Source organism: Paraburkholderia sp. PREW-6R, assembly GCF_039621805.1.
Lineage (GTDB): Bacteria > Pseudomonadota > Gammaproteobacteria > Burkholderiales > Burkholderiaceae > Paraburkholderia.
The window spans coordinates 3,273,868-3,298,300 of record NZ_CP155073.1 but is presented as its reverse complement, the minus strand read 5'-3'; the positions used below and the strand labels follow the sequence as shown (position 1 = coordinate 3,298,300).

Here is a 24,433-nt window from a genome sequence, read left to right as displayed (position 1 = left end):
GAGAGCTCCTTGACCACCAATACCACCATCGGCAGCGCCGGCACGACCGTTTCGCAGACGCTGCTCGATACGATGAACGGCACGAGCAGCGCTTCGAGCTCTTCGGGCGCTTCCAGCTCGACCAGTTCCACCAGCAGCACGTCGGGCACCTCGGCGACCGATCTGCAGAATACGTTTTTGCAGTTGCTCGTCGCGCAGTTGAAAAACCAGGACCCGACCAACCCGATGGACAGCTCGCAGATGACTTCGCAGCTGGCCCAGATCAATACGGTATCGGGTATCAGCCAGCTGAACACGACGCTTACCTCGCTCGCCACGCAGATGTCGGCAGGCCAGCAGTCGCAAGCCGCGCTGCTGATCGGCTCGACCGTGCTCGCGCCGGGAAGCTCGGTGTCGGTGGCAAGCGGCAAGGCCGGCTCGTTCGGCGTGCAGCTCGCCAACTCGGTGAGCGATCTGCAAGTGGTCGTGAAGAACTCGTCCGGTCAGATCGTCAACACGATCGACCTCGGCAAGCAGTCGGCCGGCACGATTCCGGTGGGCTGGACGCCGACCGACACGACCGGCGCGACGCTCCCCGACGGCACGTACACGATCAGCGCGGTCGGCACGATCAACGGCCAGCAGGCAACGGCCACCACGCTCACGGGTGCGACGGTGCAAAGCGTCGTCCAGCAGACAGGCGGAACGCCGGGTCTCGTGTTGTCCAACGGTACGACCGTCGGGCTGACGAGCGTCGCCGCGATCCTTTGAACCAGATTCAGTCAGTCAAGACTTTCCAGATACGGAGACCGTCATGGGTTACCAGCAAGGTTTGAGTGGTTTGTCGGCGTCGTCGAGCGATCTCGACGTGATCGGCAACAACATTGCCAACGCGAATACGGTTGGCTTCAAGAGCGGCGCCGCGCAATTTGCCGACATGTACGCGAATTCGGTCGCCACCGCCGTGGGCAACCAGGTCGGCATCGGCACGAAACTCGCGGAAGTGCAGCAGCAGTTCTCGCAAGGCACGATCACGAGCACCAACCAGGCGCTCGACGTCGCGATCAACGGCAACGGTTTCTTCCAGCTGTCGAACAACGGCTCGCTGGTGTACTCGCGCAACGGCGTGTTCCAGCTCGACAAGAACGGCAACATCACCAACGCCGAAGGCCTGCAACTGATGGGCTATGCGGCGAACAGCTCGGGCATCATCAACACAGCGCAAACCGTGCCGCTGACCGTGCCGACCGCGAACATCGCACCGCAGGCCACGACCAAGATCGCGGCCGGCCTGAACCTGAACGCACAGGACGCGCTGATGCTCGGCACGCCGACCGTCACGCCGACGCTCGGCACGGGCAGCACGCTTTCCACGACCGGCGCGACCATCACGAATACGGCTTCGGGCACGAACAACGACAACTACACCGTCAAGTTCACGAGCGCGACCGACTACACGGTGACGGACAACACGCTCGGCACGTCGACCACCGGCACGTACGCCGCAGGCTCGTCGATCCCGCTCGGCAACGGCCAGTCGATCACGTTCAACGGCACGCCGGTCACCGGCGACAGCGTGGCGGTTGCGCCGACGCCGGTCGCCTTCAACCAGAACAGCTCGACCACCTACAACTACTCGACCAGCACGACGGTGTACGACTCGCTCGGCGGCTCGCAGACGGTCAACATGTACTTCGCGAAGACCGCGGCCGGTACGTGGAACGTCTACGCCGGCACGTCGACAGGCACGGCGCAACTGGTCGGCCACGCGAACTTCAACTCGTCGGGCACGCTGCTCGGCACGACCGACGCTTCGGGCAACGCCACCGCGACGCCGTTCGCGTACAACTTCTCGATCCCGACCACGGACGGTTCGTCGACGCCGCAGAAAATCACGCTGAACATCGGGGGCACGACGCAATACGGCGGCAAGGACGGCGTGAACACGCTGCAGCCCGACGGTTATGCAGCCGGCACGCTGACGAGCTTCTCGATCGGCGCCGACGGCACGCTGACGGGCAACTATTCGAACCAGCAGACGGCGGCCCTCGGCCAGATCGTGCTGGCGAACTTCTCGAACCAGAACGGCCTGATCGACCTCGGCAACAACGAGTTCCAGCAGACCTCGGCTTCGGGCGTCGCGCAGATCTCCGCGCCGGGCTCGACCAATCACGGCGTGCTGCAAGGCGGCGCAGTGGAAAACTCGAACGTCGATCTGACGAGCGAACTGGTGAATCTGATCACCGCGCAGCGCAACTATCAGGCAAACGCGCAGACGATCAAGACGCAGCAGACCGTCGACCAGACCCTGATCAACCTGTAAGAGACCAGGAACCACCCACCATGGATCGGCTGATCTACACCGCGATGTCGGGCAGCACGCAAGCGCTCGAACAGCAGGCTATCGTCGCGAACAACCTGGCCAATGCATCGACCACCGGTTTTCGCGCGCAACTGGCGACTTTCCGTGCCGTGCCGATGTCGTTCGGCGACGGCAGTTCGGTCAACGACGACACCACGCGCACCTTCGTGCTGTCGTCGACGCCGGGCGCCGACTACACGCCGGGGCCGATCCAGCAGACGGGCAATCCGCTCGACGTGGCGATCCAGGGTCCGGGCTGGCTCGCCGTGCAAACCGCCGATGGCGGCGAAGCCTATACGCGCGCCGGCAACCTGCACGTCGACGAAAACGGCCAGCTGGTCAACGCGACGAATCAGGTGGTGCTCGGCAACGGCGGTCCGGTTTCGGTGCCGCCTGGCGCGGAAATCACGATCGGCAAGGACGGCACAGTCTCGGCGCTCACGCCGGGCGATCCGCCCACCGCCGTCGTGACGGTCGATCAGCTGAAACTGGTGAACCCGGACCCGCAAACCATGACGCGTGGCGACGACGGCCTCTTTCGCACCGGCGACGGCAACGCCGCCGACGCCGATCCGGCCGTGACGCTCGCGCCTGCCTCGCTGGAAGGCAGCAACGTGAATCCGGTGAGCGCGATGGTCTCGATGATCACCAACGCGCGCCAGTTCCAGATGCAGACCAAGCTGCTGGAAAACGCCGACAAGAACGATCAGTCGGCCAACCAGCTGCTCAGCTTCAGCTAACGGCGCCCAGGCGCTGCCATTACGTTGCATGGACCGGCCTACGCGCCGGCCGGCACAAAGGAAGAATTGTGAATCGCTCACTTTACATCGCCGCAACCGGCATGAATGCGCAACAGTCGCAGATGGACGTGATTTCGAACAACCTCGCGAACGTCAGCACCAATGGCTTCAAGGGCTCGCGCGCGGTGTTCGAGGATCTGCTGTATCAGACCGTCCGTCAGCCGGGCGCGAACTCCACGCAGAACACCGAACTGCCGTCCGGCATCCAGCTCGGCACCGGCGTGCAACAGGTCGCGACCGAACGTCTGTACACGCAGGGCAATCTGCAACAGACCGGCAACTCGAAAGACGTCGCCATTAACGGTCAGGGCTTTTTTCAGGTGCAGATGCCCGACGGCACCACCGCCTACACGCGTGACGGATCGTTTCAGACCAACGCGCAAGGCCAGCTCGTGACTTCGAGCGGCTATCAGGTGATTCCGGCGATCACGGTGCCGAACAACGCCACTTCGCTGACGATCGGCAGCGACGGCTCGGTGTCGATCACGACCTCCGGCTCGACCGCGACGCAGCAGCTCGGCTCCATGCAGATCGCCACGTTCATCAACCCGGCCGGTCTCGACGCGAAGGGCGAAAACCTGTTCTCCGAAACCGCTTCGTCGGGCGCGCCGAACGTCGCGCAGCCCGGCCTGAACGGCGCCGGTACGCTGAATCAGGGCTACGTGGAAGCATCGAACGTGAACGTGGTGCAGGAACTGGTGAACATGATCCAGACGCAACGCGCTTACGAAATCAACAGCAAGGCCGTGACCACGTCCGACCAGATGCTGCAGACCCTCAGCCAGATGCAGGTTTAAAGCTGGACGGACTGGGAATTAACAGGCGGTTATGAAGATGTCGCACCTTACTCGTCATCCGGTTCACTCGCGCACCGCTCAGGCGCTCGTGCAGCTCACGCTGCTCGCCGCGCTGGGCGGCTGCGGTCTCGTGCCGAAGCAGCCGATCACGCAGCAGCCCATGACCGCGCTGCCGCCCATGCCGCCGGCGATGCAGTCGCCGGGTTCGATCTACAACCCCGGCTACGCAGGTCGCCCGCTTTTCGAAGACCAGCGGCCGCGCAACATCGGCGACATCCTGACGATCGTGATCCAGGAAAATGTCAATGCGACGAAGTCGTCCGGCGCGGGCGTCAACCGCAGCGGCAATACCAACTTCGACGTGCCGACCGCCGGCTTCCTCGGCGGCCTGTTCGGCAAGACGAACCTGAGCGCGAACGGCGCCAACAAGTTCGCGGCGACGGGCGGCGCGAATGCTTCCAACACGTTCAGCGGCGTGATTACCGTCACGGTGACCGGCGTACTGCCGAACGGCAACCTGGTCGTGAGCGGCGAGAAGCAGATGCTGATCAATCAGGGCAACGAATTCGTGCGCTTCTCGGGCGTGGTGAATCCCAACACGATCTCGAACCTGAACGCGGTGTACTCCACGCAGGTGGCCGACGCAAAGATCGAATACTCCGCGAAGGGCTACATGGACGAGGCCGAGAACATGGGCTTCCTGCAGCGCTTCTTCCTCAACGTGTCGCCGTGGTGATCATGCGTACCGTCTTCTTCCGTTCGCGCCGCATCGTTCGCCCGACCGCTGCGTCTTCTGCACGATTCGCGCTGTTCTGCCGCGCTTTCGCCGTATTCGCGCTCGCCTGTGCGGCGCTGCCGGCGGCTACGCCCGCTCACGCCGAACGTCTGAAAGACCTCGTGCAGATTCAGGGCGTGCGCGACAACCCGCTGATCGGCTACGGTCTCGTCGTCGGTCTCGACGGCACGGGCGACCAAACCACACAAACGCCGTTCACCACGCAGACGCTCGCCAACATGCTGGCGAACCTCGGCATCTCGATCAACAACCAGGCCGCGGGTTCGAGCAATTCGCAATCGTCGCTGTCGAACATCCAGTTGAAGAACGTCGCCGCCGTGATGGTGACGGCGGTGCTGCCGCCGTTCGCGCGTCCCGGCGAACAGCTTGACATCACCGTGTCGTCGCTCGGCAATGCAAAGAGCCTGCGCGGCGGCACGCTGCTGCTCACGCCGCTCAAGGGCGCGGACGGCCAGGTGTACGCGCTCGGCCAGGGCAACCTCGCCGTCGGCGGCGCGGGCGCCAGCGCGAACGGCAGCAAGGTGCAGGTGAATACGCTCGCTGCCGGCCGCATTGCGGGTGGCGCGATCGTCGAACGCTCGGTGCCGACGTCGGTATCGCAAGCGGGCACGATGCAGCTCGACCTGAATGAAATGGACTACGACACGACGCAGCGCGTGGTGGCGGCGGTGAACAACGCGTTTGGCGGCGGCACGGCTACCGCGCTCGACGGCCGCACCATTCAACTGCGTGCGCCGACCGATCCGGAGCAGCAGGTCGCCTTCATGGCGCAGTTGCAAAACCTGGACGTCAAGCCGGCGCAAGCCGCCGCGAAGGTGATCCTGAACGCGCGCACCGGCTCGATCGTGATGAACCAGATGGTCACGTTGCAGAGCTGCGCGGTCGCGCACGGCAATCTGTCGGTCGTGATCAATACGCAACCGGTGGTGAGCCAGCCGGGCGCGTTGTCGAACGGCCAGACGGTGGTCGCCAAGCAGTCGCAGATTCAGATGAAGCAGGACAACGGTGCGCTGAAACTCGTGACCGCCGGCGCGAATCTCGCCGAAGTCGTGAAGGCGCTCAATGCACTCGGTGCAACGCCCGCGGATCTGATGTCGATCCTGCAGGCCATGAAAGCGGCGGGTGCTCTGCGCGCCGACCTGGAAATCATCTAAGGACGACACAGGATGAATTCGGATACGACCAATTCCGCCGCTTCGGCGAACGACCTGACCCAGCGCTTCGCGCTCGACGTGCAAGGTTTCGCCAGGCTGAGCGCACAAGCGAAGGCGTCGCCGCAAGCCGGCATGAAAATGGCCGCGCAGCAGTTCGACGCGGTCTTCACGCAGATGATGCTCAAGAGCATGCGCGATGCGACGCCACAGGATGGTCCGTTCGATTCACACGACAGTGCGACCTTCACCTCGATGATGGATCAGCAGTTGTCGCAGCAGCTTTCACAGAAGGGTGTCGGCGTGGCCGACGCCATGCTCAAGCAGTTGATGCGCAATCAGGGCATGCAGGTGAGTGGCGGTTCGAGCGCCGGCGGCGCGGGCGGACTCGTCGGCATGGCCAACGCGCTTGGCGGCGGAAGCGGTGGCGACGAAGGGCAGACTGCCGCGCTCAACGCGCTGGCCAAAGCGTACGGCAATGCGCAGGCTAACGGGCAGCTCGCAACGGGCAAGGGCTACTCCGCGAACAGCGCGCTGACCCCGCCGCTCAAGGGCGACGGCAGCTCGCCGAAGATCGACGCGTTCGTCGACAAGCTCGCCGCACCGGCGCAGGCCGCGAGTGCCGCGACCGGCATTCCGGCGCGCTTCATCATCGGCCAGGCCGCGCTCGAATCGGGCTGGGGCAAGAGCGAGATCAAGAAGAGCGATGGCTCGACCAGCCACAACGTGTTCGGCATCAAGGCAAGCGGCGACTGGACGGGCAAGACCGTGTCGACCGTCACCACTGAATACGTGAATGGCAAGCCGCAACGCACGGTCGAAAAATTCCGCGCGTACGACTCCTACCAGGAAGCCATGACGGACTACGCGAGTCTTCTGAAAAGCAACCCGCGCTATGCGCAGGTGATCAATTCCGCGCATGACGTCAACGGCTTTGCGAACGGCATGCAGCGCGCGGGCTACGCGACCGACCCGCATTACGCGAAAAAGCTGATGTCGATCATGCAGAAGATGGGCTGAGTTGCCGTTAAGACGGTTCAGAAGCGCCCGCCAGAACCCGGTCTCAAGACAACATTCAATCGCGTTTCAGATCATCACGCAGTTCGAATTATTTTCTCCAGACAGCATGCACGCGACGGGGCCAGGTGCATAACAAGACGGACGAGGCCGGCTGCCCACGGGCGGCCGGTCCACCCGCGCGAGAGGTTCGGATTTGAACGTTTGCGGCAAATATTTCATTTGATTCCCCTAAATTTTGACGGGGCGATGCCGCTAACGAGTTAGACCCGATACCGGAAATCGTTGTAATGTCCGGTTAAATGCGCGTGCGGCGGCTTCGACGAAGACCGCGTGAAAGCCCCAGCAGGAGCCTGGCACGCGCCCGCGAGAACAAGCATACCGGCAAGCTCATGGATATGAATCAGTCGAACGGCCAGATCAGCGCGCACGGCCAGCCGCCCGCCCCGCAGGAAGACATCGAGAACGATTTCGGCCGGCGCAATCCGCTTGAAATCGGCGTTCAGTTGCGCAACCTTGTCAATCGCGGCGATTTTCTCACCGCCGAGTATGCAGACGGTCAACTGGTAACGCGTCTGCTCGACGTGGACGTGCGTGGTCGCACCTTCACGTTCGACTGGGGCGCGTTGCCCGAGCAGAACAGAGGATTGCTCGGCGCGCCGCGCTGTCAATTCCACGCGGCGCCGGACGGCGTGCGCGTCGAGTTCGCCACCGCCACGCCGCGCGAGACACGTTTCGAAGGATTGCCCGCGTTCGAGGCCGACTTTCCCGATGTGCTGTATTACGTGCAGCGTCGCGAGTACTTCCGCGTCGACGCCCCGATTCTCGACCCGTACATGTGCTCGGGCCGCCTGCCGGAAGGCGACACGTTCCGCTTCGAAGTGCATGACCTGTCGCTCGGCGGCGTGGGCATGCGCACGGCGGACGATCGCGTGGCCGAACTGCCGATGGGCACGCGGCTCCCGGATTGCGAACTCACGCTCGGCTCGCTGGGACGTTTGGCGCTCGATCTGCAACTGGTGTCGCACCGTTCTCTCGCGTTGCCGAACGGCACCCAGCGTTACCAGTTGGGATTCCGCTTTCTGACACTGCCGGGCAGCGCTGAAAACACGCTGCAACGGCTGATTACGCAGCTCGAAATGAAGCGCCGCTCACTCGTGCGCTGACAGGTAGACGCACCCCGGACGGCCTTAATATTTCGTCGCCGAGGCCGTTAAACAGATGTTCAAAGTAACGCGGCGGCATGTGTACGGTGTCGCCCTTCAGGATGACGCATGTCGAGCAACCTCATCAATCTCGGCCTCAGTGGACTGAACGCAGCCCAGTGGGGTCTCACGACGACCGGCCAGAACATCAGCAACGCATCGACGCCGGGTTACACCATCGAAACGCCGGTCTTTGCGGAAAGCACGGGCCAGTACACGGGTTCCGGCTATTTGCCGCAGGGTGTCTCGACCACGACCGTGACGCGCCAGTACAGCCAGTATCTGACCACTGAGCTGAATAACGCGCAGAGTTCGAGCAGCTCGCTGTCCACCTACAACACGATGATTTCGCAGCTGAACAACGCGATCGGCAGCCCGACTGCCGGCCTGTCGAGCGCGATCACCAGCTATTTCACCGGCATGCAGAACGTGTCGAACGACGCGTCGACGCTGGCTACCCGCCAGACCGCGATGAGCAGCGCGCAGACGCTCGCGGACCAGATCAACGCCGCGGGTCAGCAATACGACTCGCTGCGCCAGAGCGTGAACACGCAGCTCACCAGCGCGGTTTCGCAGATCAACAGCTACACGCAGCAGATCGCGCAGCTGAACGGCCAGATCGCGCAGGCGAGCGCGGGCGGCCAGCCGCCGAACCAGTTGATGGACCAGCGCGATCTCGCCGTGTCGAACCTTTCGCAACTCGTCGGCGTGCAGGTGGTGAACACCAACGGCAGCTACAGCGTGTTCATGAGCAACGGCCAGCCGCTCGTTTCCTCGACCAACAGCTACAACCTCGGCACGGCGCCTTCGACGGGCGACACGAGTGAACTCCAGGTGCAGTATCTGGGGCAGGCCGGCGCCAATCCCGCCGCCGCGCCGCAAACGTTGCCGGACAGCAAGATCGACGGCGGCACGCTCGGCGGCCTCGTGGCGTTCCGCAGCCAGACACTCGACCCGGCCGAAGCGCAACTCGGCGCAATCGCCGTGAGCTTCGCGTCGCAGGTCAATGCGCAAAACGCGCTGGGCGTGACGCTTTCCGGCAGCAAGGGCGGCGCGCTCTTCTCGGTAGGCGGCCCGACCGTTTATGCGAATACGCAGAACACGGGCAACGCGTCGCTGAATGTGTCGTTTGCGGATTCCACGCAGCCCACCACCGGCGATTACACGCTCGCCTACAACGGCACCACCTACACGTTGACCGACAATTCGAGCGGCACGGTAGTCGGCTCGGCAACCGATCTCAGCAAGCCGATCAATGGCCTGAATTTCTCGACCACCGGCACGATGAACCCCGGCGACTCGTTCACGGTGGAACCGACGCGTGGGGCGCTGAACAGCTTCACTACCGCGACTACCGATGCGTCGGCGATTGCCGCTGCGTCACCGGTACTGGCCGCCAAGTCGTCGAGCAACACCGGCACGGGCTCAATCACCCAGGGCATGGTGACGGCCGGCTACACGATGCCGAACTCGACCACCACGCTCACGTATAACGGCACGGGCCTTTCCGGTTTCCCGGTTGGCTCGACGGTCACGGTGGCAGGCTCGCCCGCTACTACGTATCCGATCACCAGCGCGACGACGGTCGTGCCGTATTCGGCGAACACGGGCGCCGCGCTGACGATCAACAGCAGCACGGCCGGCCAGATGAACAACGTGTCGGTGACGATCAGCGGCTCGCCCGCAGCAGGCGACACGTTCACCATCGGCCCGAACACCGGCGCCACCACCGACGGCCGCAACGCGCTGGCGCTGTCGAATCTGTCGACCGCCAAATCGTTGTCCGGCGGCACGATCACGTTGACGGGCGCCTACGCGAACTATGTGAACCAGGTCGGCAACCAGACCAATCAGATCCAGACGTCGAGCACCGCGCAAAGCTCGCTGGTGACGCAGATCACCAGCGCGCAACAGTCGGTCTCGGGCGTCAACATCAACGAAGAAGCAGCCAATCTGCTTCAGTACCAGCAGCTGTATCAGGCGAACAGCAAGGTCATCCAGGCCGCGCAGACCATGTTCCAGACGATACTCGGCATCTTCCAGTGAGGCGTTGACGATGCGCATCTCCAGTACGCAGTACTTCACCATGAACGTGGCGCAGATGAGCGATCAGCAGGCTCAGCTGTCGCAGTTGTATGCCGAAATTTCGAGCGGCGTGAGCATTTCGACGCCCTCGGACAATCCGCTCGGCGCGGCGCAGGCCGTGCAGCTGAGCTCCACCGCGACTTCGCTGTCGCAGTACACGAGCAATCAGTCCACGGCGCTCACCTCGCTGCAGCAGGAAGACTCCACGCTCGGCAGCGTCACCGACGTACTGCAAAGCATCCACACGCTCGTGCTGCGCGCGGGCGACGGCTCGCTGAACAACGGCGACCGCGGCTCGATCGCCACGCAATTGCAGGGCTTGCGCAGCCAGTTGATGACGCTCGCCAATGCCAGCGACGCGCAAGGCAATTACCTGTTCGCGGGCTATCAAAGTACCGCGCAGCCTTATTCGACGAACGCGGCCGGCGTCGTCACGTACGCAGGCGACAGCGGCGCGCCGTCCGTGCAGATCAGCGACGCGCACACGGTGCAAACGGGTGATAACGGTATCGCGATTTTCGGCAGCGTTGCGCCGGTCGGCACGAGCGCGGTCCCGGCGGCCGCGAGCGGCAACTCGGGCACGGGCGTCATCAGCACCGTTAGCCTGAACAACCCGACCGATCCGACCAACGCGGACACGTACAAGATTTCGTTCTCGTCGGCAACGTCGTACACGGTGAGCCAGACCAATCCGGCCACCGGCACGACCACCACCAGCAGTCCGCAAACCTTCACGGCGGGCTCGGCGATCACGCTCGGCGGCCAGTCGATTTCCATCAGCGGCGCGCCGAACGCCGGCGACAGCTTCAGCGTCACGCCCGCCACGCAAGGCAGCATGGATGTGTTCGCCAATCTGAGCCAGTTGATCAGCACACTGCAGACGCCGATCGCGGGCGGCACGTCGATGGCCAGCTACCAGAGCGCGCTGACCACCAGCATGACGCAGCTCGAAAACACGATGAACAACGTCGTGACGGCGCAGGCGACGGTGGGCGGCCGCGAATCGGAAGTGCAGGCGATGCAGACGGTGACGCAGACCAACACGCTCCAGACGTCGAGCAATCTTGCCGACCTGACGCAGATCGATATGGTCAAGACAATCGGTCAGTACACGATGGCGCAGGCATCGCTGCAAGCGGCGCAACAGGCGTTTGCAAAGATCCAGAACATCTCGCTGTTCCAGTACCTGAACTGAGCTTGACGGCAGGAAAGACGGAGGGGTCTTAGAAACGGAGAGGGCGCAAACCGGTGCAAGCCGGTTTGCGCCCTCTTTGCTTCGGTCTGACGAAAAACGGGTCGTGCCGCCGCCGGGTGCGCGCGCTATCTCAAGCCTGCGGCCACGCGCCCCATCTGGTCGATGCCTACGTCGAACAGTCGGGTAAAGAACGGAATCATGTTCGGGATCATCAGTTGCAGAAGCAGCATGCCGATCAGCATGGTGAGCGGAAAGCCGATCTGGAACACGCCGATTTGCGGCGCGGCGCGGTTCAGGATGCCGAGCGCGAGGTTGGTGATCAGGAGCGCGGCCACTACCGGCAGCGACAGCAGCAATCCGGCCGAAAACACCGTGCTGCCGAAATTCGCCAGCGTCCGCCAGCCGGTTGCGCCGAGAATGTTGGCCGACACCGGAAGGGACTGAAATGTCGCGAGCAGCGCGCTGATCATTTGCAGATGGCCGTCGATCACCAGAAACACCAGCATCGCGATGGTGTTCATGTAGCTGGACAGCACCTGGCTCGAACTGGCCGCTTGCGCGTCGAAGAACGTCGCAAAGCCGAGACCCATGCCGAGGCCCACGAAATCACCGGTCGCGCTGATTGCCTGAAATACGACCTGCATGGTCACGCCGAGCGCAATGCCGATCAGGAACTGGTTGACGATGATCCATACGCCTTCGGCGGAAAACACGGTGACCTGTGGCAGCGCACCGAGCGTGGGCGCGACGATGATCGTGATGAAGGCCGCGAGACCGATCTTCACGCGGATCGGCAGCGAGCGGTTGCCGAACACGGGCGCCGTGGCCATGAGCGCGAGAATCCGCACGAAGGGCCACAAAAACGCGGTGAGCCAGGCGTTCAGTTGCGCGTAGGTGACCGAAAACATGGCAGCGGTAAGCGTGGATTAAAGCCAGCGCGCCGCTCAGTTGACGAGCGTCGGAATGTTGGTGAGCGTCTGGCGCAGATAGTCGAGCATGGTCGTCAGCATCCACGGGCCCGCGATCACCATTGTCACGGCGATGGCAAGCAGCTTCGGGATAAACGACAGCGTGGTTTCATTGATCTGGGTGGCCGCCTGGAAGAGGCTCACCACGAGACCCACCACGAGTGCGACCAGCAACAGCGGTGCCGCGAGCAGCAGGCCGACGTACATGGCCTGATGGGCGAGCGTCATGACGGATTCTGAATTCATGGCAATGGAACCGGAAGCATGAAGGTTGATAGAAACGCGTCAAACGCGCTTAAACGAAGCTCTGCGCAAGCGAGCCGAGCAGCAGTTGCCACCCGTCCACCAGCACGAACAGCATCAGCTTGAACGGCAGCGAGATCGTGGCGGGCGACACCATCATCATGCCCATCGACATGAGCACGCTCGCGACCACCATGTCGATAATCAGAAACGGAATGAAGATCGTGAAGCCGATCTGGAAACCGGTCTTCAGCTCGCTCGTCACGAACGACGGCACGAGCAGCGACAACGGCACGTCTTCGGGACCTTGCATCGGCGCGGCGTGCGAAATGCGGGCGAAAAGCGCGAGATCGGTTTCGCGGGTCTGGCGCAGCATGAACGTCTTGAACGGCGCGAGGCCGCGATTGACGGCGGTTTCCATCGGAATGGAGCCGTCGGAGAAGGGCTTGTAGCCGTCCGTGTAGGCCTTGTCGAGCACCGGCGACATGACGAACAGCGTGAGAAAGAGCGCGAGGCCCACCAGCACCTGGTTCGGCGGCGTCGTGCTCGTGCCCAGCGCCTGGCGCAGCAGCGAGAGCACGATGATGATGCGCGTGAAGCTCGTCATCATCAGCACCATCGCCGGGAGGAACGACAGCATCGTGAGCAGCAGCATCGTCTGCACGCTCAGCGAGTAGGTCGTGCCGCCGTTCGGGCCGGGGCTCGTGTTGAACGCCGGCAGACCGGCGGTTTGGGCGAACGACAGCGTGGGCAACGCGAGCATCAGCGCGGGCAGCGCGATGGACAACGCGTAGGGCGCAGCGCGACGCACAACGGAAACGGAGCTGGACATCATTTTCGAGGTAGAGCCGCACGAGCGGAGAAGTTGCGCGGGACGCGCCGATGGGAAACTGAACTGCATTACCGGACCCCGTTGCCTTGCCCGTTGAAACGTTTGCCCACCTCGCCTTTCAACGCATCGCGAAAACGCTGCCCGAAGGTGCCCGGCAAGGTCGTGCCCGCGGCGCCTTGTGGCGCTGCCGAGCCCGTTTGCGTTTGCGCCACCTGATCGAGTCCGGCCGAGCCCGCGGGCATGGTGTGCAGCAGGCGCACATTGCCGGGTGCCGTGCCGAGCACGAGCCACGTCTCGCCGATTTCGACCACCGCCACGCGCTCCTTGCCGCCGAGCGACGCGCCGCCGATCGTCTTCACGAGGCCGCCGCGATTGGCCGGCTGCAAGCCGAAGCGGCGAGCGAGCCACGCGCAACCGAACACCAGACCGATCACGACGAGCAGGCCGACGATGGTTTGCAGCACCGCGCTGACGCCCAGCGCCGGAACCGCCGAACCCGCGCCCACGCCCGATGCAATTTTCGCGGCGTTGTTCACCGCGTTGATATCCGCCGCCCGGGCGGCGACGGGCGCAATGACCGCCGCGCCCGTTAGCGCGGTCGTGACGGTCAGCCTGGCGACTGTCGTGGCGTGCGTGAGCGGGTGCATCAGCAGGTGTGAGGCGGACTGCGCGACGCGGCGGGCAATGCGTTTCATCGATTTAGTTTCCGGATGCGTTCTGACGGCGTGATGATGTCGGTCAGGCGGATGCCGAACTTGTCGTTCACCACCACCACTTCACCCTGTGCAATCAGACAGCCGTTGACCAGCACGTCCATCGGTTCACCGGCCATGCCGTCGAGTTCAACCACCGAACCCTGCGCGAGTTGCAGCAGGTTGCGGATCGCGATCTTGGTGCGGCCGAGTTCGACGGTCATCTGAACCGGAATGTCCAGAATCATGTCGATGTCATTGCGCGTCGTCGTCGGCTCGACTTTCGACAGCGGCTGGAACACGCCTGCCGCGCTCGGGCTGACCTGGTCGTTGTCGTTCTGCTCCGCGAGCGCGCTGGCCCAGTCGGCCATCGCCGCGTCATCCGCGGCGCCCGCGGTATCCGCCAGCATTGCCTCGGCGGCGGCCAGTTCGGCCTCGGGCTTTGCGTTCAGGTCACTCATATCCACCTTCCTTCATCGTGTCGGTTGCGCTGATCATCTTCTGGACCCGCAACGCGTATTGACCATTGAAAATTCCGTAGCCGCATTCCATTACCGGTACGCCATCGACTTTCGCCGTGATGTGCTCGGGAATGCTGATCGGCAGAACATCGCCTTTGCGCATGTTCAGAATCTGTTCGAATGTGACCGGCACCTGCGAGAGGTCGGCGGTCAGCTCCACCTCGGCTGACTGCACCTGCTGGGACAGCACGCGGACCCAGCGGCGGTCGACTTCGAGCGCCTCGCCCTGGATCGGCGACGACAGCACATCGCGGATCGGTTCGATCATCGAGTACGGCATGCAGATATGGAGCGTGCCGCCTGTGGCGCCGAACTCGATCGAGAACTGCGTGACGATCACGATTTCGTTCGGTGTGGCGACGTTGGCGAACTGCGTGTGCATTTCCGAGCGCACGTATTCGAACTGCAGCGGACGCACGCTTTTCCACGATGCGGCGTAGTGTTCGAACGTCAGGTTGAGCAGCTTCATGATGATGCGCTGTTCGGTCGCCGTGAAATCGCGGCCTTCGACGCGGGTATGAAAACGCCCGTCGCCGCCGAACAGATTGTCCACCACGAAGAACACCAGGTTTGGATCGAACACGAACAGCGACGTACCGCGCAACGGCTTGATGTGGACCAGGTTCAGGTTGGTCGGGATCGGCAGATTGCGGGTGAACTCGCTGTACTTCTGCACCTTCACGGGACCCACGGAGATTTCCGCCGAACGCCGCATGAAGTTGAAGATGCCGACGCGCAGCAGTCGCGCGAAACGGTCGTTGATGATTTCGAGGCCGGGCATCCGGCCACGGACGATGCGTTCCTGCGTGGCGATGTTGTACGGACGTACGCCCGTGTGCGTGGCCTGCTCGGATACCGAGTCGGTCTCGCCGGTTACGCCCTTGAGGAGGGCATCGACCTCCTCCTGGGACATGAACTCTTCGTGACCCATTCCTTATTCCTCGTGCAGTCCGTGGCGGTTGATGATGTCAGCGTGAAGCAGCGTCACTGCACGACGAATTCGGTGAACAGCACGTCCTGGACGTGGATCGGCGCGGCGCCCTTGTCGGTGGGCTGTTCGATCAGCGTCTTCAGTTCGGCGGCGAGTGCGCGCTTGCCTTCGAGCGGCGCGAGGTCTTCGGGGCGCTTGTTGGACAGCGCGAGCAGGATGTGGCTGCGCACTTCCGGCATGTGTTCGGTGAGGTCCTGCTGGGTCTTCGCGTCGGTGAGCTTGAGCGTCAGGCCGATGCGCAGGAAGTGTTGCTGGCCGTCGTCCGATTGCAGGTTGACCGTCATCGAATCGAGCGGGAAGAAGATGGGGGCGACAGCCGGGGCTGGCGCTGCTTCAGCCGAATGGGCGGCGGCCGGCGCGCGTTTGACCATGAAGAACCACACGCCCGCGCCGGCGGCGCCTGCGGCGACGATCGCGATAATGGCGATCAGGATGATGCGCTTCATCGGGCCCGGGGAAGCGGGAGCGGCTTGCTGGTTTGCGGTCGTGGATGCCATGAGGGTCTTTGCTCTTGCGTCGGCGTTAGTGCTGGTGATGGTGATTGTTGTTGATTTGGGCGCTCCGCGATGGGTCGAAAAGACGGGCTATTTGGGGTTATCTCCTGGTATGGGGGAGTGCCCGCGGCGCTTTGTTAAGTATTGGGGTCATGTTTTTGTCGGAGTTGGGGCGGCCCTTTCCTGGATGGTTGGTGAGGTATTGGCGTTGCCCCGTGCAGGGCGGCACTCCCGCTTTGCGGCCCACGCCGGCAGCCACGAAGTGGGCGCCCCGTCCCGCAACCACCAGTGGTCCGACCGACGAACGATCCCTTGCACACTTGACGCCGTGGCACAGCCACCATCCGCGTCAACTCCGCACTACGTGCGCCGTCGACGGTCTGCCAGGAAAACCTGTGGGGCGGCGGCGGGGCAATCGGCTTCACGTCGGCTAAGCGCCAAAAACCGATGGTTGAACGTGCCCAGGGCGCAAAAAAGACCGATGGGTGGGGGATGTACCCGAGGGCGCGCGAAGCGCCGCCGGAAGAATGACTGCCTTGTCACAAAGGCGGAGTGTGCGGGAGCACGGATTCCAGATGAGCCACTGCCTTATGCGAGCTGGTGGCCCCGCTTAAGAATTAGCGGTTTGAGCCGCTTTCTCTTGCCTACTTCTCTTTGCGGCGGCAAAGAGAAGTAGGTGCCGCCCCGCACAGGGGCAACGCCAATAGACCAAAAGCAACTCAAGAAAAGGCCAAAAAAAAGCGCCAAAAAGAAACAGAAAGGAAAAAATCAGGCAAACGTATCCACAATCCCGACGGTCCGCCGGACGGCAACACCAGCCACCGAGCCAATGGCGCCATCTTCCTGAGTGCCGCCGGCAAAAGAGCCCCCACCGGCATCAGAACCGGCACCCGACCGCCCGGACCCACTCTGCTGCCCGCCACCGCCCTGGCGGGCAGTCCCAAACCCGTCAGTGACACTGGCACTCCCCAACCCGATCCCATTGGCTTCCATCGCCTCACGAAGCTTGGGCAGCGCCGCCTCGACCGCCTCCCGCACCTGCTGGTGTTGCGACACAAACAGCGCATGAGCATGGTTATCGGCCACCTGCAACACCACCTGCAATGGCCCGAGATCCTTCGGATTCAAGGTCAACTCCGCACTCTGCGAATGCGCGTTCGACAAGAACACCACCTTCTGACTGAACGCGTCTTCCCAGTCGCCCGATCCGACCTGCGGTGACAGCGCATTCGACGCTTCGGCGGCGCTAGCCGTGCCGGTCGTCTGCGCCGCAGCTGTTGTGCTCGCGGCACTGGCCGCCGCCTGGCCCGCAGCCAATGCCGCTGTTGCGGCATCCGCAGCGGTCTTGAACGATGTCAGCGCGCCAGGCTGCGCGCCAGCCGCGGTCGTCATCGCCAATGCGTCAGATGCGGCTTTCGACGCCGCCGCAGCGGCCGGATCGGCTACCGTCGTAGCGGCGGCCGTCAACGCGGCTTTGGTTGCGCTCGATCCCTTGCCATCACCGAACAGGCCGGCTGCGAGCGTCTTGTCGTCCGATGATCCGCTCAGTCCTGAGCTGGAACTGTTCAGAGCCGCCGTTCCCGATGCGTTCGCCGCCGCGCCGCTCGCAAGCGCCTGCGCGGGCACCGCGCCCTGGCCGCTGGCCTGCGCCAGCGCTGCAAGGGCCGCCTGCAAGGCGTCCTGTCCGGATTTCGAATCAGTCGCTGTGGTTTTCTTGCCCGGCGTCGTGCTGGTCGTCCCGTCGGTGGTCGGGTCGGCGAGCGCGCCGGCAAGGTCTGCCAGCGTCGTTGCGGGATCGGTCGCGGCCGGATCGGTCGGATCCGTGGCGTCGGCCTGGGTTTGCGCCTGCGCCTGAGCCTGCGCCGCCGCGGCGGCAGCCGCCGCAGCAGCCGTGTTTGCACTGACCTGCGCGTTGGAAGTGACGGACTTCGGCGTCGTCGTCGCGCCGGTTTTGTCGGTCGAAGCCTGCTGCGCGTTGGCGGACGACGCCGAAGCACCCGACGACGCGGCGCTCGATGCCGACGAATCCGCTTTGCTCGCGCTGCCGGTGTCCTTGCTGCTGCTCGCGTCGTCCGCACTCTTCGTCGACGAATCCGCTGCATCGGCGGGCGGCGGCGCGTCGTGCACGCTGGAGGCCGGCGCGGACGCGGACGGCGCTGAAGCCGCCAGCGACGCCGCAAACGCCCTGGAAGCCTGTTGCTGGGCCTGCGCCTGGGCGGCGACTTGCGCGGCGGACGTATTCTGCTGTTCGATGCTCTGCTGCAAAGTCTGCGAGAACGGCCTGGCGTTGGCCGCGGCCGCCATGGCCGCGTTAGTGGACGTACTGCTGGCCGAGCCGAGCAGCGAGCCGATCTGTGGAAGAAGCGACATAGGGAATCCTGTCAATCCGTCGTGCGTGTGGTTCTCGGGTTAATCGGGGCGGCGCCTGCTGGCATAGGGCGCATGCGGTTCCTGCTCTTCACGCACCTTCGGCGCGCATCCGCAGAATGCGGGCGGCATGCTCGTCGGCATCGCGCTGATCGCGTCGTGCCACGGTGCGCGCCTCGGCTGCTTCGCCGCGCGCCTGTAGCACTTCATACGATCCCAGCTTCTGCTTCTGACGCTGCCAGTCGGGCTTGGCCGCTTCCACCCGCGCGTTGGCCGTCGTCAGCAGTCCGCGCTGCTGTTCGATCGCGGCGTCGAGCGTGTCGATAAAGGCCTGAAAGTTGCGCATGTTGCCGGCCGGCATCCCGCTTTGCGCAGTCGCCGTAAAACGTGCGTGATATTCGTCGCGGTACTGCACGAGTGCATTCAGTTGTGCCTCGACGTCGTTGCGCTCGCGCTGCGCACGGCCAAGCCGTTGAGCCGCGGCGTCCACATCGTCCTGAGCCAGGCCGATGAGTGTCTTGATCGGAAAGTGTTTCGCCATCGTCAGCCTCCTTGGGCAAACAGAGCGTCCAGCATCTCGAGACTCGGTTCAAAGTTCGCGCATTCGCGAAAACCTTGCTGCAAAAATGCTTCCATCCGCGGATAGAGGGCAATGGCGCGGTCGAGCAGCGCATCGCGTCCGCTGGAATACGCGCCGACGTTGATCAGGTCGCGGTTGCGCTGATAGCGCGACAGCATCTGCTTGAACATACGCGTTTTGTCGAGATGGTTATCGTCGATCAGCGCGGTCATCGCCCGGCTGATCGACGCTTCAATGTCGATAGCAGGATAGTGGCCAGCTTCGGCCAATGAGCGCGAAAGCACGATGTGGCCGTCCAGAATGGCCCGCGCGGAGTCGGCGATCGGGTCCTGCTGATCATCACCTTCTGTCAAAACCGTGTAAAAAGCGGTAATCGATCCGCCTCCGGTCGGTCCGTTACCCGTGCGCTCGACGAGCGCGGGCAACTTCGCAAAGACGGAAGGCGGGTAGCCTTTCGTCGCGGGCGGCTCGCCGACGGCGAGGGCGATTTCACGCTGCGCCATCGCGTAACGGGTCAGCGAATCCATCAGCAGCAGCACGTGCTTGCCCTGGTCGCGGAAATACTCGGCAAGCGATGTCGAATACGACGCGGCCTGCATCCGCAGAAGCGGCGACACGTCAGCCGGCGCGGCGATCACGACGGAGCGCGCAAGACCTTCCTCGCCGAGAATCTGCTCGATGAATTCCTTCACCTCGCGGCCCCGTTCGCCGATCAGGCCGATCACGATCACTTCGGCGCTGGTGTAGCGCGCCATCGTGCCGAGCAACACCGATTTACCGACGCCCGAGCCGGCAAAGAGCCCCATGCGCTGGCCACGGCCCACGGTGAGCAGCGCGTTGATCGCGCGCACGCCGACGTCGAGCACCTTGTGAATCGGCTCCCGGTTCAGCGGATTGATGACCGGCGCGGACAGCGGCGCATCGGCGTGCGTGCCGAGCGGTCCGAGGCCGTCGAGCGGACGGCCGGACGCGTCTAGCACGCGGCCGAGCAATTCCCAGCCGACGGGCAGACGCTTGGCACCCGCCATCGGGTCGGCGATCGGTGCGCTTTCGAGCGGATAGACGCGCGCGCCGGGCAACAGGCCGATCACTTCGGTGGTCGGCATCAGGAACAGCTTGTCGCCGGAGAAACCGACCACTTCGGCTTCGGCCATCGGCAGCGAACTGCCCGGCGGCAATTCGATCATGACTTCGGCGCCCACGGACAGGCGCAAACCGACCGCCTCGAGCACGAGACCGGCGGCGCGCGTCAGACGCCCGCACGCGCGCATGGGCTTGGCAATCGCGTTGCGCTCGCGCAACGCGTCGAGCTTGCCGCGCCAGACCTGAACGTGCGGATTGGTGTCGAGCGCCGGATCGTACGGCGGGTGGGCGATGGTCTGGCGCACTGCCTGCGCCGCGGCCAGCGCGGGATTGTCGAGGCTCACGCCGGTGTCGCCTGCTGTCAGGCCGAAAGCCTGGGCAGCGTCGTTCGAAGTCGCACTTGCGGCGTCGCCGGAGAATGGCGCGTGTGGCGCGCGTTGCGCGTCGCACGACACCAGCGCGGCGTCCGCGACATGCTCCGCCGCGCCGGCGAGCGGCGCTTGCGCCAGTGCCTCAGCGCCGAACGAGGCGAGCGCCAGTTCGCGTTCGAGCGGCGTCAGATCGCTGGCGCGGATTTCTTCGAGCGTGGGCTTTACCATGTGCTCACCTTGCCGAGTGCGGCAGCGACACGCTCCCAACGCGTGTCGATGCCGGCGTCCACTTCACCCGAATTGGCTTGCGCGCGGCAGCCGCCACGCTCCACCGACGGGTCCGTCCGCACGGTCCAGCCGCGCGTTTGCAATTCTTCGAGCAGATAGGCCTCGACCACCGGCAGATCGGCGGGACTCACGATCAGCGCGGGCGCGCCGACGAGCGTCGGCTCGGCGGCGAGCACTTCGCGCGCGGCGGCGATCAGCGCGGTCGGGTCGTGCTGCACGTGCTGGCGCACCACCTGTTGCGCGATATCGAGCGCGAGCGATACGAGCGTTTCGGAGATCGCGCCTTGCGCGCCGTCGAGCGCGGCTTTGAACGTTTCGGCGAGCGCGACGAGCCGCATGGCTTCTTCGCGTGCTTCGATCCTGCCCTGTTCGAAACCTTGCGCGTGACCCTGCTCGTAACCCGCCTGATAACCGAGGGCCTGTCCGGCCACGTGACCGGACGCGATGCCCTGCGCATGCGCGGCGTCGCGCAGACGTTCCAGTTCGGCCTCCAGCGCGCCGGTGTCGATCTCGGGCTCGGGCGGGGCAGGCGGCACGGGGTCGAACGACGCCATCTCCCAGCGCTGATACGCCGACAGACCCGCCTTCGCCGTAACGTTCCGATCAGACATAAGCATCTTCCGCCTTGCCGCCTAGCACGATCTGACCGCCTTCGGCCAGATTGCGCACGATCTGCAGAATGCGGCGTTGCTGCGTTTCCACTTCGGAGACGCGCACCGGGCCGCGTGCGTCGAGGTCTTCGGCGAGCAGTTCGGCTGCACGCTGCGACATGTTCGACAGGAACTTCTGACGCAGCGCGGGCGGCGCGCCCTTCAGCGAAATGATCAGCGCCTCGGACTCGACTTCCTTCAGCAACAGCTGGATCGCGCGGTCTTCCAGGTCGAGCAGGTTCTCGAACACGAACATCTGGTCGATGATCTTCTGCGCGAGTTCCGCGTCGTATTGACGAACGTTCTCGATGACACCTTCTTCATGGTTGCTGGACATGAAGTTGAGAATTTCCGCCGCCGTGCGGATGCCGCCCATCGGGCTGCGCTTCAGGTTGTCGCTGCCGGACAGCAGGCCCGTCAGCACGTCGTCGAGTTCGCGCAAGGCGGCGGGCTGGATGCCGTCGAGCGTCGCGATGCGCAGCAGTACGTCGTTGCGCAACCGGTCGGTGAAACAGGCGACGATTTCCGACGCCTGATCGCGGTCCAGGTGAACGAGGATCGTCGCGATGATCTGCGGATGTTCGTTCTTGATCAGTTCGGCGACGGCCGCGGAATCCATCCACTTCAGGCCTTCGATACCGCTCGTGTCGCTGCCCTGCAGAATCCGGTCGATGATCACGCCGGCCTTGTCGTCGCCGAGCGCCTTGGTCAGCACCGAACGGATGTACTCGTTCGAATCCAGCGACATGCCGGTGTGCCGTTCCGCTTCGCGCACGAACTCCTGCAGGACCTCGTCGATCTGTTCGCGGGTCACGCTTTTCATTGCCGCCATGGCGACGCCGATCTTCTGGACTTCGCGCGGTCCGAGAAACTTGAACACCTGCGCGGCTTCTTCCTCGCCGATCGACATCAGCAGGAGCGCGCTCTTCATTACGCCTTCAGCGCTCATCGGTCACCCAATTTTTCACGACGGTTGCAACGATCTTCGGATCCTGGCGCGCGATGCTGCGTGCAAACTCCAGATTCCGCTCATATTTGTGTTTCGCGTTTTCGAGCGCGAGCAATTCGTTGTCGGCTTCCGCGTCGGCGGCGGCGGTACCGCCCGCGCGCTCGGCGGTCGGAATGCCGTCCAGCAGGATCGGCTCGTCCGGCGACGGCAGCGCTGCGGCGACCGGCTCGGGCGGCGGGAAAGCGCGGCGCATGGCCGGCTTCACCATCACGAAATAGAGGACCAGAGCGACGATGCCGATGCCGACATAGGTCGCGATCTGCTTGGCCAGCGCGAGCATGTCCGGCGTGCGCCACCACGGCGTATCCGCGTTCGGATCGACGTCGGTGGTGAACGCGCTGTTGACCACGTTGACCGTGTCGCCGCGCGACGCGTCGAAACCCATCGCGTCCTTGACCAGCTGATTGACCTGGACGAGCTTGTCGGCGGTGACGGGCTGCATGGTCACGTGACCCTTGGCGTCGACCACGCGCAGATAGTTGACCACCACGGCCACCGAGAGGCGCTTGATGCCGCCCATCGGCTGCTCGAGATGGCGCACGGTCTTGTCGAGTTCGTAGTTGGTGGTCGAATCCTTGCGATCGCTGAGCGGCGTGCTGGCAACACCGCCGCTTGCGCCGTTCGGTGCATTGACAGGCGCCGAGGCCGGTTGCGGCGGCTGGTTCGACAGCGCGCCCGGCACGCCCGACGCGGTGCTCTGCGACGACTCGGTGGCGGTGCTCGACTGCTGGCTGCGGATGGCCGCCTGCTGCGGATTGCCGTTCGGGCCGTAGTTCTCGGACGTCTGTTCGCTGCGCGAGAAGTCGATGTCCGCGCTCACCTGCGAGTGTGCATTGCCCGAGCCGAACAGCGGCGCGAGGATCGCGTCGATGCGTTGCTGGGTATTGCGTTCGATCTGCTGGCGATACTTCAGTTGCGACGCATCGAGACCGCTGCCGCTGGACGGCTGCGTGAGCAGGTTGCCGTCCTGATCGAGAATGGTCACGCCCTTGACCGGCATGTCCGGCACCGCCGACGACACCATATGCGTAATCGCGACGACCTGGCCTTCGTCGAGTACGCGGCCCGGCAGCAGGTTGACCAGCACGGACGCGGACGGCGCTTCCTTGTCGCGTACGAACACCGAAGGCTTCGGGATAGCCAGATGCACACGCGCCGATTTCACCGTCGAAATCGATTCGATGGTGCGCTCCAGCTCGCCTTCCAGCGCGCGCTGATAATTGATCTGCTCGGCGAACTGGCTGATGCCGAACTTCTGGTTGTCCATCAGTTCGAAACCGACCGAACCGCTCTTGGGCAGACCTTGCGAGGCCAGACGCAGACGCATTTCATGCACCTGTTCGGCCGGTACGAGGATCGCGCCGCCAGCGTCGGAGAACTTGTACGGAATGTTGGCCTGCTGCAGCGCGGTGATGATGGCGCCGCCGTCGCGATCCGACAGGTTGCTGTACAGCACCTTGTAGTCAGGCTGGCGCGACCACAGGAACAGACCCGCCACCACGGCGACCAGCAGCGCGACCGCGAAAATCAGCGGCGCGCGCGGGTTGCCGCGCATCTGCGCGAGGCCGGACAGGCGCTGGCCGAAATTGCCGCCGGCGTTGCCCCCGAGGCCGCCAAGGGCGCCGAGGTCCGCCGCGCCGCCGGGCTGGCCGGCGCCGGGCGCGCCCGCACCGGGCTGCGCGCCGGCAAGGCCCATGCGGGCGTCGGGGTTGATCAAAGAGTTGGCTGACGAATCCATGCGTCGGGTATCTCCGGGATGCCTTTGCGTTTCTGCCGGTAGCGCGCCGAGGACCGGCGTGTGTAAAGACAGAAACTTTCACCATTGAAATTATCCGCAGGGCCGGCTAACCCGATTGGTTGAATAGAGCCGGGTTTCCCCCCTAGTTTCGGAGCTCTCCGGAGGGCCCCGCTGCTATGCTTTCGCTCAGATCGGCACGCTTTTCCTCATGCCGGTCGT

General features: G+C 64.1%; 23 protein-coding genes. 10 read left to right on the top strand and 13 right to left on the bottom strand.

Annotation, left to right across the window (positions count from 1 at the left end):
• The first annotated feature begins 9 nt into the window (after window positions 1-9).
• From AAGS40_RS14600 to flgL, 10 genes are all read left to right on the top strand, one after another.
• Window positions 10-750, top strand: a complete 741-nt coding sequence (locus AAGS40_RS14600; protein WP_345812186.1) for a flagellar hook assembly protein FlgD — start codon at window positions 10-12, stop codon at window positions 748-750.
• Between the two features lie 43 nt (window positions 751-793).
• Window positions 794-2,302 (top strand): flagellar hook-basal body complex protein, encoded by a 1,509-nt coding sequence (locus AAGS40_RS14595; RefSeq protein WP_345812185.1) that lies wholly within the window; start codon window positions 794-796, stop codon window positions 2,300-2,302.
• A gap of 20 nt (window positions 2,303-2,322) precedes the next feature.
• Window positions 2,323-3,081, top strand: a complete 759-nt coding sequence (gene flgF / locus AAGS40_RS14590; protein ID WP_345812184.1) for a flagellar basal-body rod protein FlgF — start codon at window positions 2,323-2,325, stop codon at window positions 3,079-3,081.
• Window positions 3,082-3,149: 68 nt separating this feature from the next.
• Complete coding sequence (gene flgG / locus AAGS40_RS14585) at window positions 3,150-3,938, top strand: flagellar basal-body rod protein FlgG (RefSeq protein ID WP_345812183.1); 789 nt, start codon at window positions 3,150-3,152, stop codon at window positions 3,936-3,938.
• 37 nt (window positions 3,939-3,975) lie between these two features.
• Window positions 3,976-4,674: a flagellar basal body L-ring protein FlgH gene (gene flgH / locus AAGS40_RS14580; RefSeq protein WP_345812181.1), complete on the top strand. Its 699-nt coding sequence runs from the start codon at window positions 3,976-3,978 to the stop codon at window positions 4,672-4,674.
• Between the two features lie 2 nt (window positions 4,675-4,676).
• The gene (locus AAGS40_RS14575) at window positions 4,677-5,888 is read left to right on the top strand and encodes a flagellar basal body P-ring protein FlgI (RefSeq protein WP_345812180.1); all 1,212 of its coding nucleotides are present in this window, start codon (window positions 4,677-4,679) and stop codon (window positions 5,886-5,888) included.
• Between the two features lie 12 nt (window positions 5,889-5,900).
• Window positions 5,901-6,905 carry a flagellar assembly peptidoglycan hydrolase FlgJ gene (gene flgJ / locus AAGS40_RS14570; protein ID WP_345812179.1) on the top strand — a complete coding sequence of 335 codons (1,005 nt, stop codon included), beginning with the start codon at window positions 5,901-5,903 and terminating at the stop codon, window positions 6,903-6,905.
• Window positions 6,906-7,294: 389 nt separating this feature from the next.
• Entirely contained in the window at window positions 7,295-8,068 is a 774-nt protein-coding gene (locus AAGS40_RS14565; protein WP_345812178.1) for a flagellar regulator YcgR PilZN domain-containing protein, read from the top strand.
• 108 nt (window positions 8,069-8,176) lie between these two features.
• Window positions 8,177-10,153 carry a flagellar hook-associated protein FlgK gene (gene flgK, locus AAGS40_RS14560; RefSeq protein WP_345812176.1) on the top strand — a complete coding sequence of 659 codons (1,977 nt, stop codon included), beginning with the start codon at window positions 8,177-8,179 and terminating at the stop codon, window positions 10,151-10,153.
• A gap of 10 nt (window positions 10,154-10,163) precedes the next feature.
• On the top strand, window positions 10,164-11,387 hold the full coding sequence (flgL, locus tag AAGS40_RS14555) for a flagellar hook-associated protein FlgL (protein ID WP_345812175.1): 1,224 nt from the start codon (window positions 10,164-10,166) through the stop codon (window positions 11,385-11,387).
• Between the two features lie 125 nt (window positions 11,388-11,512).
• On the opposite strand, the gene fliR is transcribed toward flgL, so the two are convergent.
• From fliR to fliF, 13 genes are all read right to left on the bottom strand, one after another.
• Window positions 11,513-12,295 carry a flagellar biosynthetic protein FliR gene (gene fliR / locus AAGS40_RS14550; protein WP_345812173.1) on the bottom strand — a complete coding sequence of 261 codons (783 nt, stop codon included), beginning with the start codon at window positions 12,293-12,295 and terminating at the stop codon, window positions 11,513-11,515.
• A 36-nt stretch (window positions 12,296-12,331) separates the two neighbouring features.
• Window positions 12,332-12,601 carry a flagellar biosynthesis protein FliQ gene (fliQ, locus tag AAGS40_RS14545; protein ID WP_345812172.1) on the bottom strand — a complete coding sequence of 90 codons (270 nt, stop codon included), beginning with the start codon at window positions 12,599-12,601 and terminating at the stop codon, window positions 12,332-12,334.
• Window positions 12,602-12,650: 49 nt separating this feature from the next.
• Window positions 12,651-13,433, bottom strand: a complete 783-nt coding sequence (fliP, locus tag AAGS40_RS14540; protein ID WP_345812170.1) for a flagellar type III secretion system pore protein FliP — start codon at window positions 13,431-13,433, stop codon at window positions 12,651-12,653.
• Window positions 13,434-13,498: 65 nt separating this feature from the next.
• Window positions 13,499-14,125 (bottom strand): flagellar biosynthetic protein FliO, encoded by a 627-nt coding sequence (gene fliO / locus AAGS40_RS14535; protein ID WP_345812169.1) that lies wholly within the window; start codon window positions 14,123-14,125, stop codon window positions 13,499-13,501.
• Window positions 14,122-14,583, bottom strand: coding sequence for a flagellar motor switch protein FliN (gene fliN, locus AAGS40_RS14530; RefSeq protein WP_345812168.1), 462 nt, complete (start codon window positions 14,581-14,583; stop codon window positions 14,122-14,124). The genes fliO and fliN overlap by 4 nt, the downstream gene beginning before the upstream one ends.
• Window positions 14,576-15,574, bottom strand: coding sequence for a flagellar motor switch protein FliM (gene fliM / locus AAGS40_RS14525; RefSeq protein ID WP_345812167.1), 999 nt, complete (start codon window positions 15,572-15,574; stop codon window positions 14,576-14,578). Before fliM ends, fliN begins: the two co-directional genes overlap by 8 nt.
• A 53-nt stretch (window positions 15,575-15,627) precedes the next feature.
• A complete protein-coding gene (gene fliL / locus AAGS40_RS14520) occupies window positions 15,628-16,131 on the bottom strand; it encodes a flagellar basal body-associated protein FliL (RefSeq protein ID WP_345812166.1) in 504 nt (167 codons plus the stop codon).
• Between the two features lie 765 nt (window positions 16,132-16,896).
• Window positions 16,897-18,498 (bottom strand): flagellar hook-length control protein FliK, encoded by a 1,602-nt coding sequence (locus tag AAGS40_RS14515; RefSeq protein WP_345812165.1) that lies wholly within the window; start codon window positions 18,496-18,498, stop codon window positions 16,897-16,899.
• A gap of 88 nt (window positions 18,499-18,586) precedes the next feature.
• Entirely contained in the window at window positions 18,587-19,036 is a 450-nt protein-coding gene (gene fliJ, locus AAGS40_RS14510; RefSeq protein ID WP_345812164.1) for a flagellar export protein FliJ, read from the bottom strand.
• A 2-nt stretch (window positions 19,037-19,038) separates the two neighbouring features.
• Complete coding sequence (gene fliI / locus AAGS40_RS14505) at window positions 19,039-20,757, bottom strand: flagellar protein export ATPase FliI (protein WP_345812162.1); 1,719 nt, start codon at window positions 20,755-20,757, stop codon at window positions 19,039-19,041.
• Complete coding sequence (gene fliH, locus AAGS40_RS14500; protein ID WP_345812160.1) at window positions 20,751-21,434, bottom strand: flagellar assembly protein FliH; 684 nt, start codon at window positions 21,432-21,434, stop codon at window positions 20,751-20,753. Before fliH ends, fliI begins: the two co-directional genes overlap by 7 nt.
• The gene (gene fliG / locus AAGS40_RS14495; RefSeq protein WP_345812158.1) at window positions 21,421-22,416 is read right to left on the bottom strand and encodes a flagellar motor switch protein FliG; all 996 of its coding nucleotides are present in this window, start codon (window positions 22,414-22,416) and stop codon (window positions 21,421-21,423) included. The genes fliH and fliG overlap by 14 nt, the downstream gene beginning before the upstream one ends.
• The gene (gene fliF / locus AAGS40_RS14490; protein WP_345812157.1) at window positions 22,406-24,214 is read right to left on the bottom strand and encodes a flagellar basal-body MS-ring/collar protein FliF; all 1,809 of its coding nucleotides are present in this window, start codon (window positions 24,212-24,214) and stop codon (window positions 22,406-22,408) included. The genes fliG and fliF overlap by 11 nt, the downstream gene beginning before the upstream one ends.
• Window positions 24,215-24,433 lie beyond the last annotated feature (219 nt).

What these genes read in the sequence shown, in the direction of transcription:
- AAGS40_RS14595 (WP_345812185.1), top strand. Translation starts at nt 794, where the DNA reads ATGGGTTACCAGCAAGGTTTGAGTGGTTTGTCGGCGTCGTCGAGCGAT.
- flgF (WP_345812184.1), top strand. Translation starts at nt 2,323, where the DNA reads ATGGATCGGCTGATCTACACCGCGATGTCGGGCAGCACGCAAGCGCTC.
- flgH (WP_345812181.1), top strand. Translation starts at nt 3,976, where the DNA reads ATGTCGCACCTTACTCGTCATCCGGTTCACTCGCGCACCGCTCAGGCG.
- AAGS40_RS14575 (WP_345812180.1), top strand. Translation starts at nt 4,677, where the DNA reads ATGCGTACCGTCTTCTTCCGTTCGCGCCGCATCGTTCGCCCGACCGCT.
- flgJ (WP_345812179.1), top strand. Translation starts at nt 5,901, where the DNA reads ATGAATTCGGATACGACCAATTCCGCCGCTTCGGCGAACGACCTGACC.
- AAGS40_RS14565 (WP_345812178.1), top strand. Translation starts at nt 7,295, where the DNA reads ATGGATATGAATCAGTCGAACGGCCAGATCAGCGCGCACGGCCAGCCG.
- flgK (WP_345812176.1), top strand. Translation starts at nt 8,177, where the DNA reads ATGTCGAGCAACCTCATCAATCTCGGCCTCAGTGGACTGAACGCAGCC.
- flgL (WP_345812175.1), top strand. Translation starts at nt 10,164, where the DNA reads ATGCGCATCTCCAGTACGCAGTACTTCACCATGAACGTGGCGCAGATG.
- fliR (WP_345812173.1), bottom strand. Translation starts at nt 12,295, where the DNA reads ATGTTTTCGGTCACCTACGCGCAACTGAACGCCTGGCTCACCGCGTTT.
- fliQ (WP_345812172.1), bottom strand. Translation starts at nt 12,601, where the DNA reads ATGAATTCAGAATCCGTCATGACGCTCGCCCATCAGGCCATGTACGTC.
- fliP (WP_345812170.1), bottom strand. Translation starts at nt 13,433, where the DNA reads ATGATGTCCAGCTCCGTTTCCGTTGTGCGTCGCGCTGCGCCCTACGCG.
- fliO (WP_345812169.1), bottom strand. Translation starts at nt 14,125, where the DNA reads ATGAAACGCATTGCCCGCCGCGTCGCGCAGTCCGCCTCACACCTGCTG.
- fliN (WP_345812168.1), bottom strand. Translation starts at nt 14,583, where the DNA reads ATGAGTGACCTGAACGCAAAGCCCGAGGCCGAACTGGCCGCCGCCGAG.
- fliM (WP_345812167.1), bottom strand. Translation starts at nt 15,574, where the DNA reads ATGGGTCACGAAGAGTTCATGTCCCAGGAGGAGGTCGATGCCCTCCTC.
- fliL (WP_345812166.1), bottom strand. Translation starts at nt 16,131, where the DNA reads ATGGCATCCACGACCGCAAACCAGCAAGCCGCTCCCGCTTCCCCGGGC.
- AAGS40_RS14515 (WP_345812165.1), bottom strand. Translation starts at nt 18,498, where the DNA reads ATGTCGCTTCTTCCACAGATCGGCTCGCTGCTCGGCTCGGCCAGCAGT.
- fliJ (WP_345812164.1), bottom strand. Translation starts at nt 19,036, where the DNA reads ATGGCGAAACACTTTCCGATCAAGACACTCATCGGCCTGGCTCAGGAC.
- fliI (WP_345812162.1), bottom strand. Translation starts at nt 20,757, where the DNA reads ATGGTAAAGCCCACGCTCGAAGAAATCCGCGCCAGCGATCTGACGCCG.
- fliH (WP_345812160.1), bottom strand. Translation starts at nt 21,434, where the DNA reads ATGCTTATGTCTGATCGGAACGTTACGGCGAAGGCGGGTCTGTCGGCG.
- fliG (WP_345812158.1), bottom strand. Translation starts at nt 22,416, where the DNA reads ATGAGCGCTGAAGGCGTAATGAAGAGCGCGCTCCTGCTGATGTCGATC.
- fliF (WP_345812157.1), bottom strand. Translation starts at nt 24,214, where the DNA reads ATGGATTCGTCAGCCAACTCTTTGATCAACCCCGACGCCCGCATGGGC.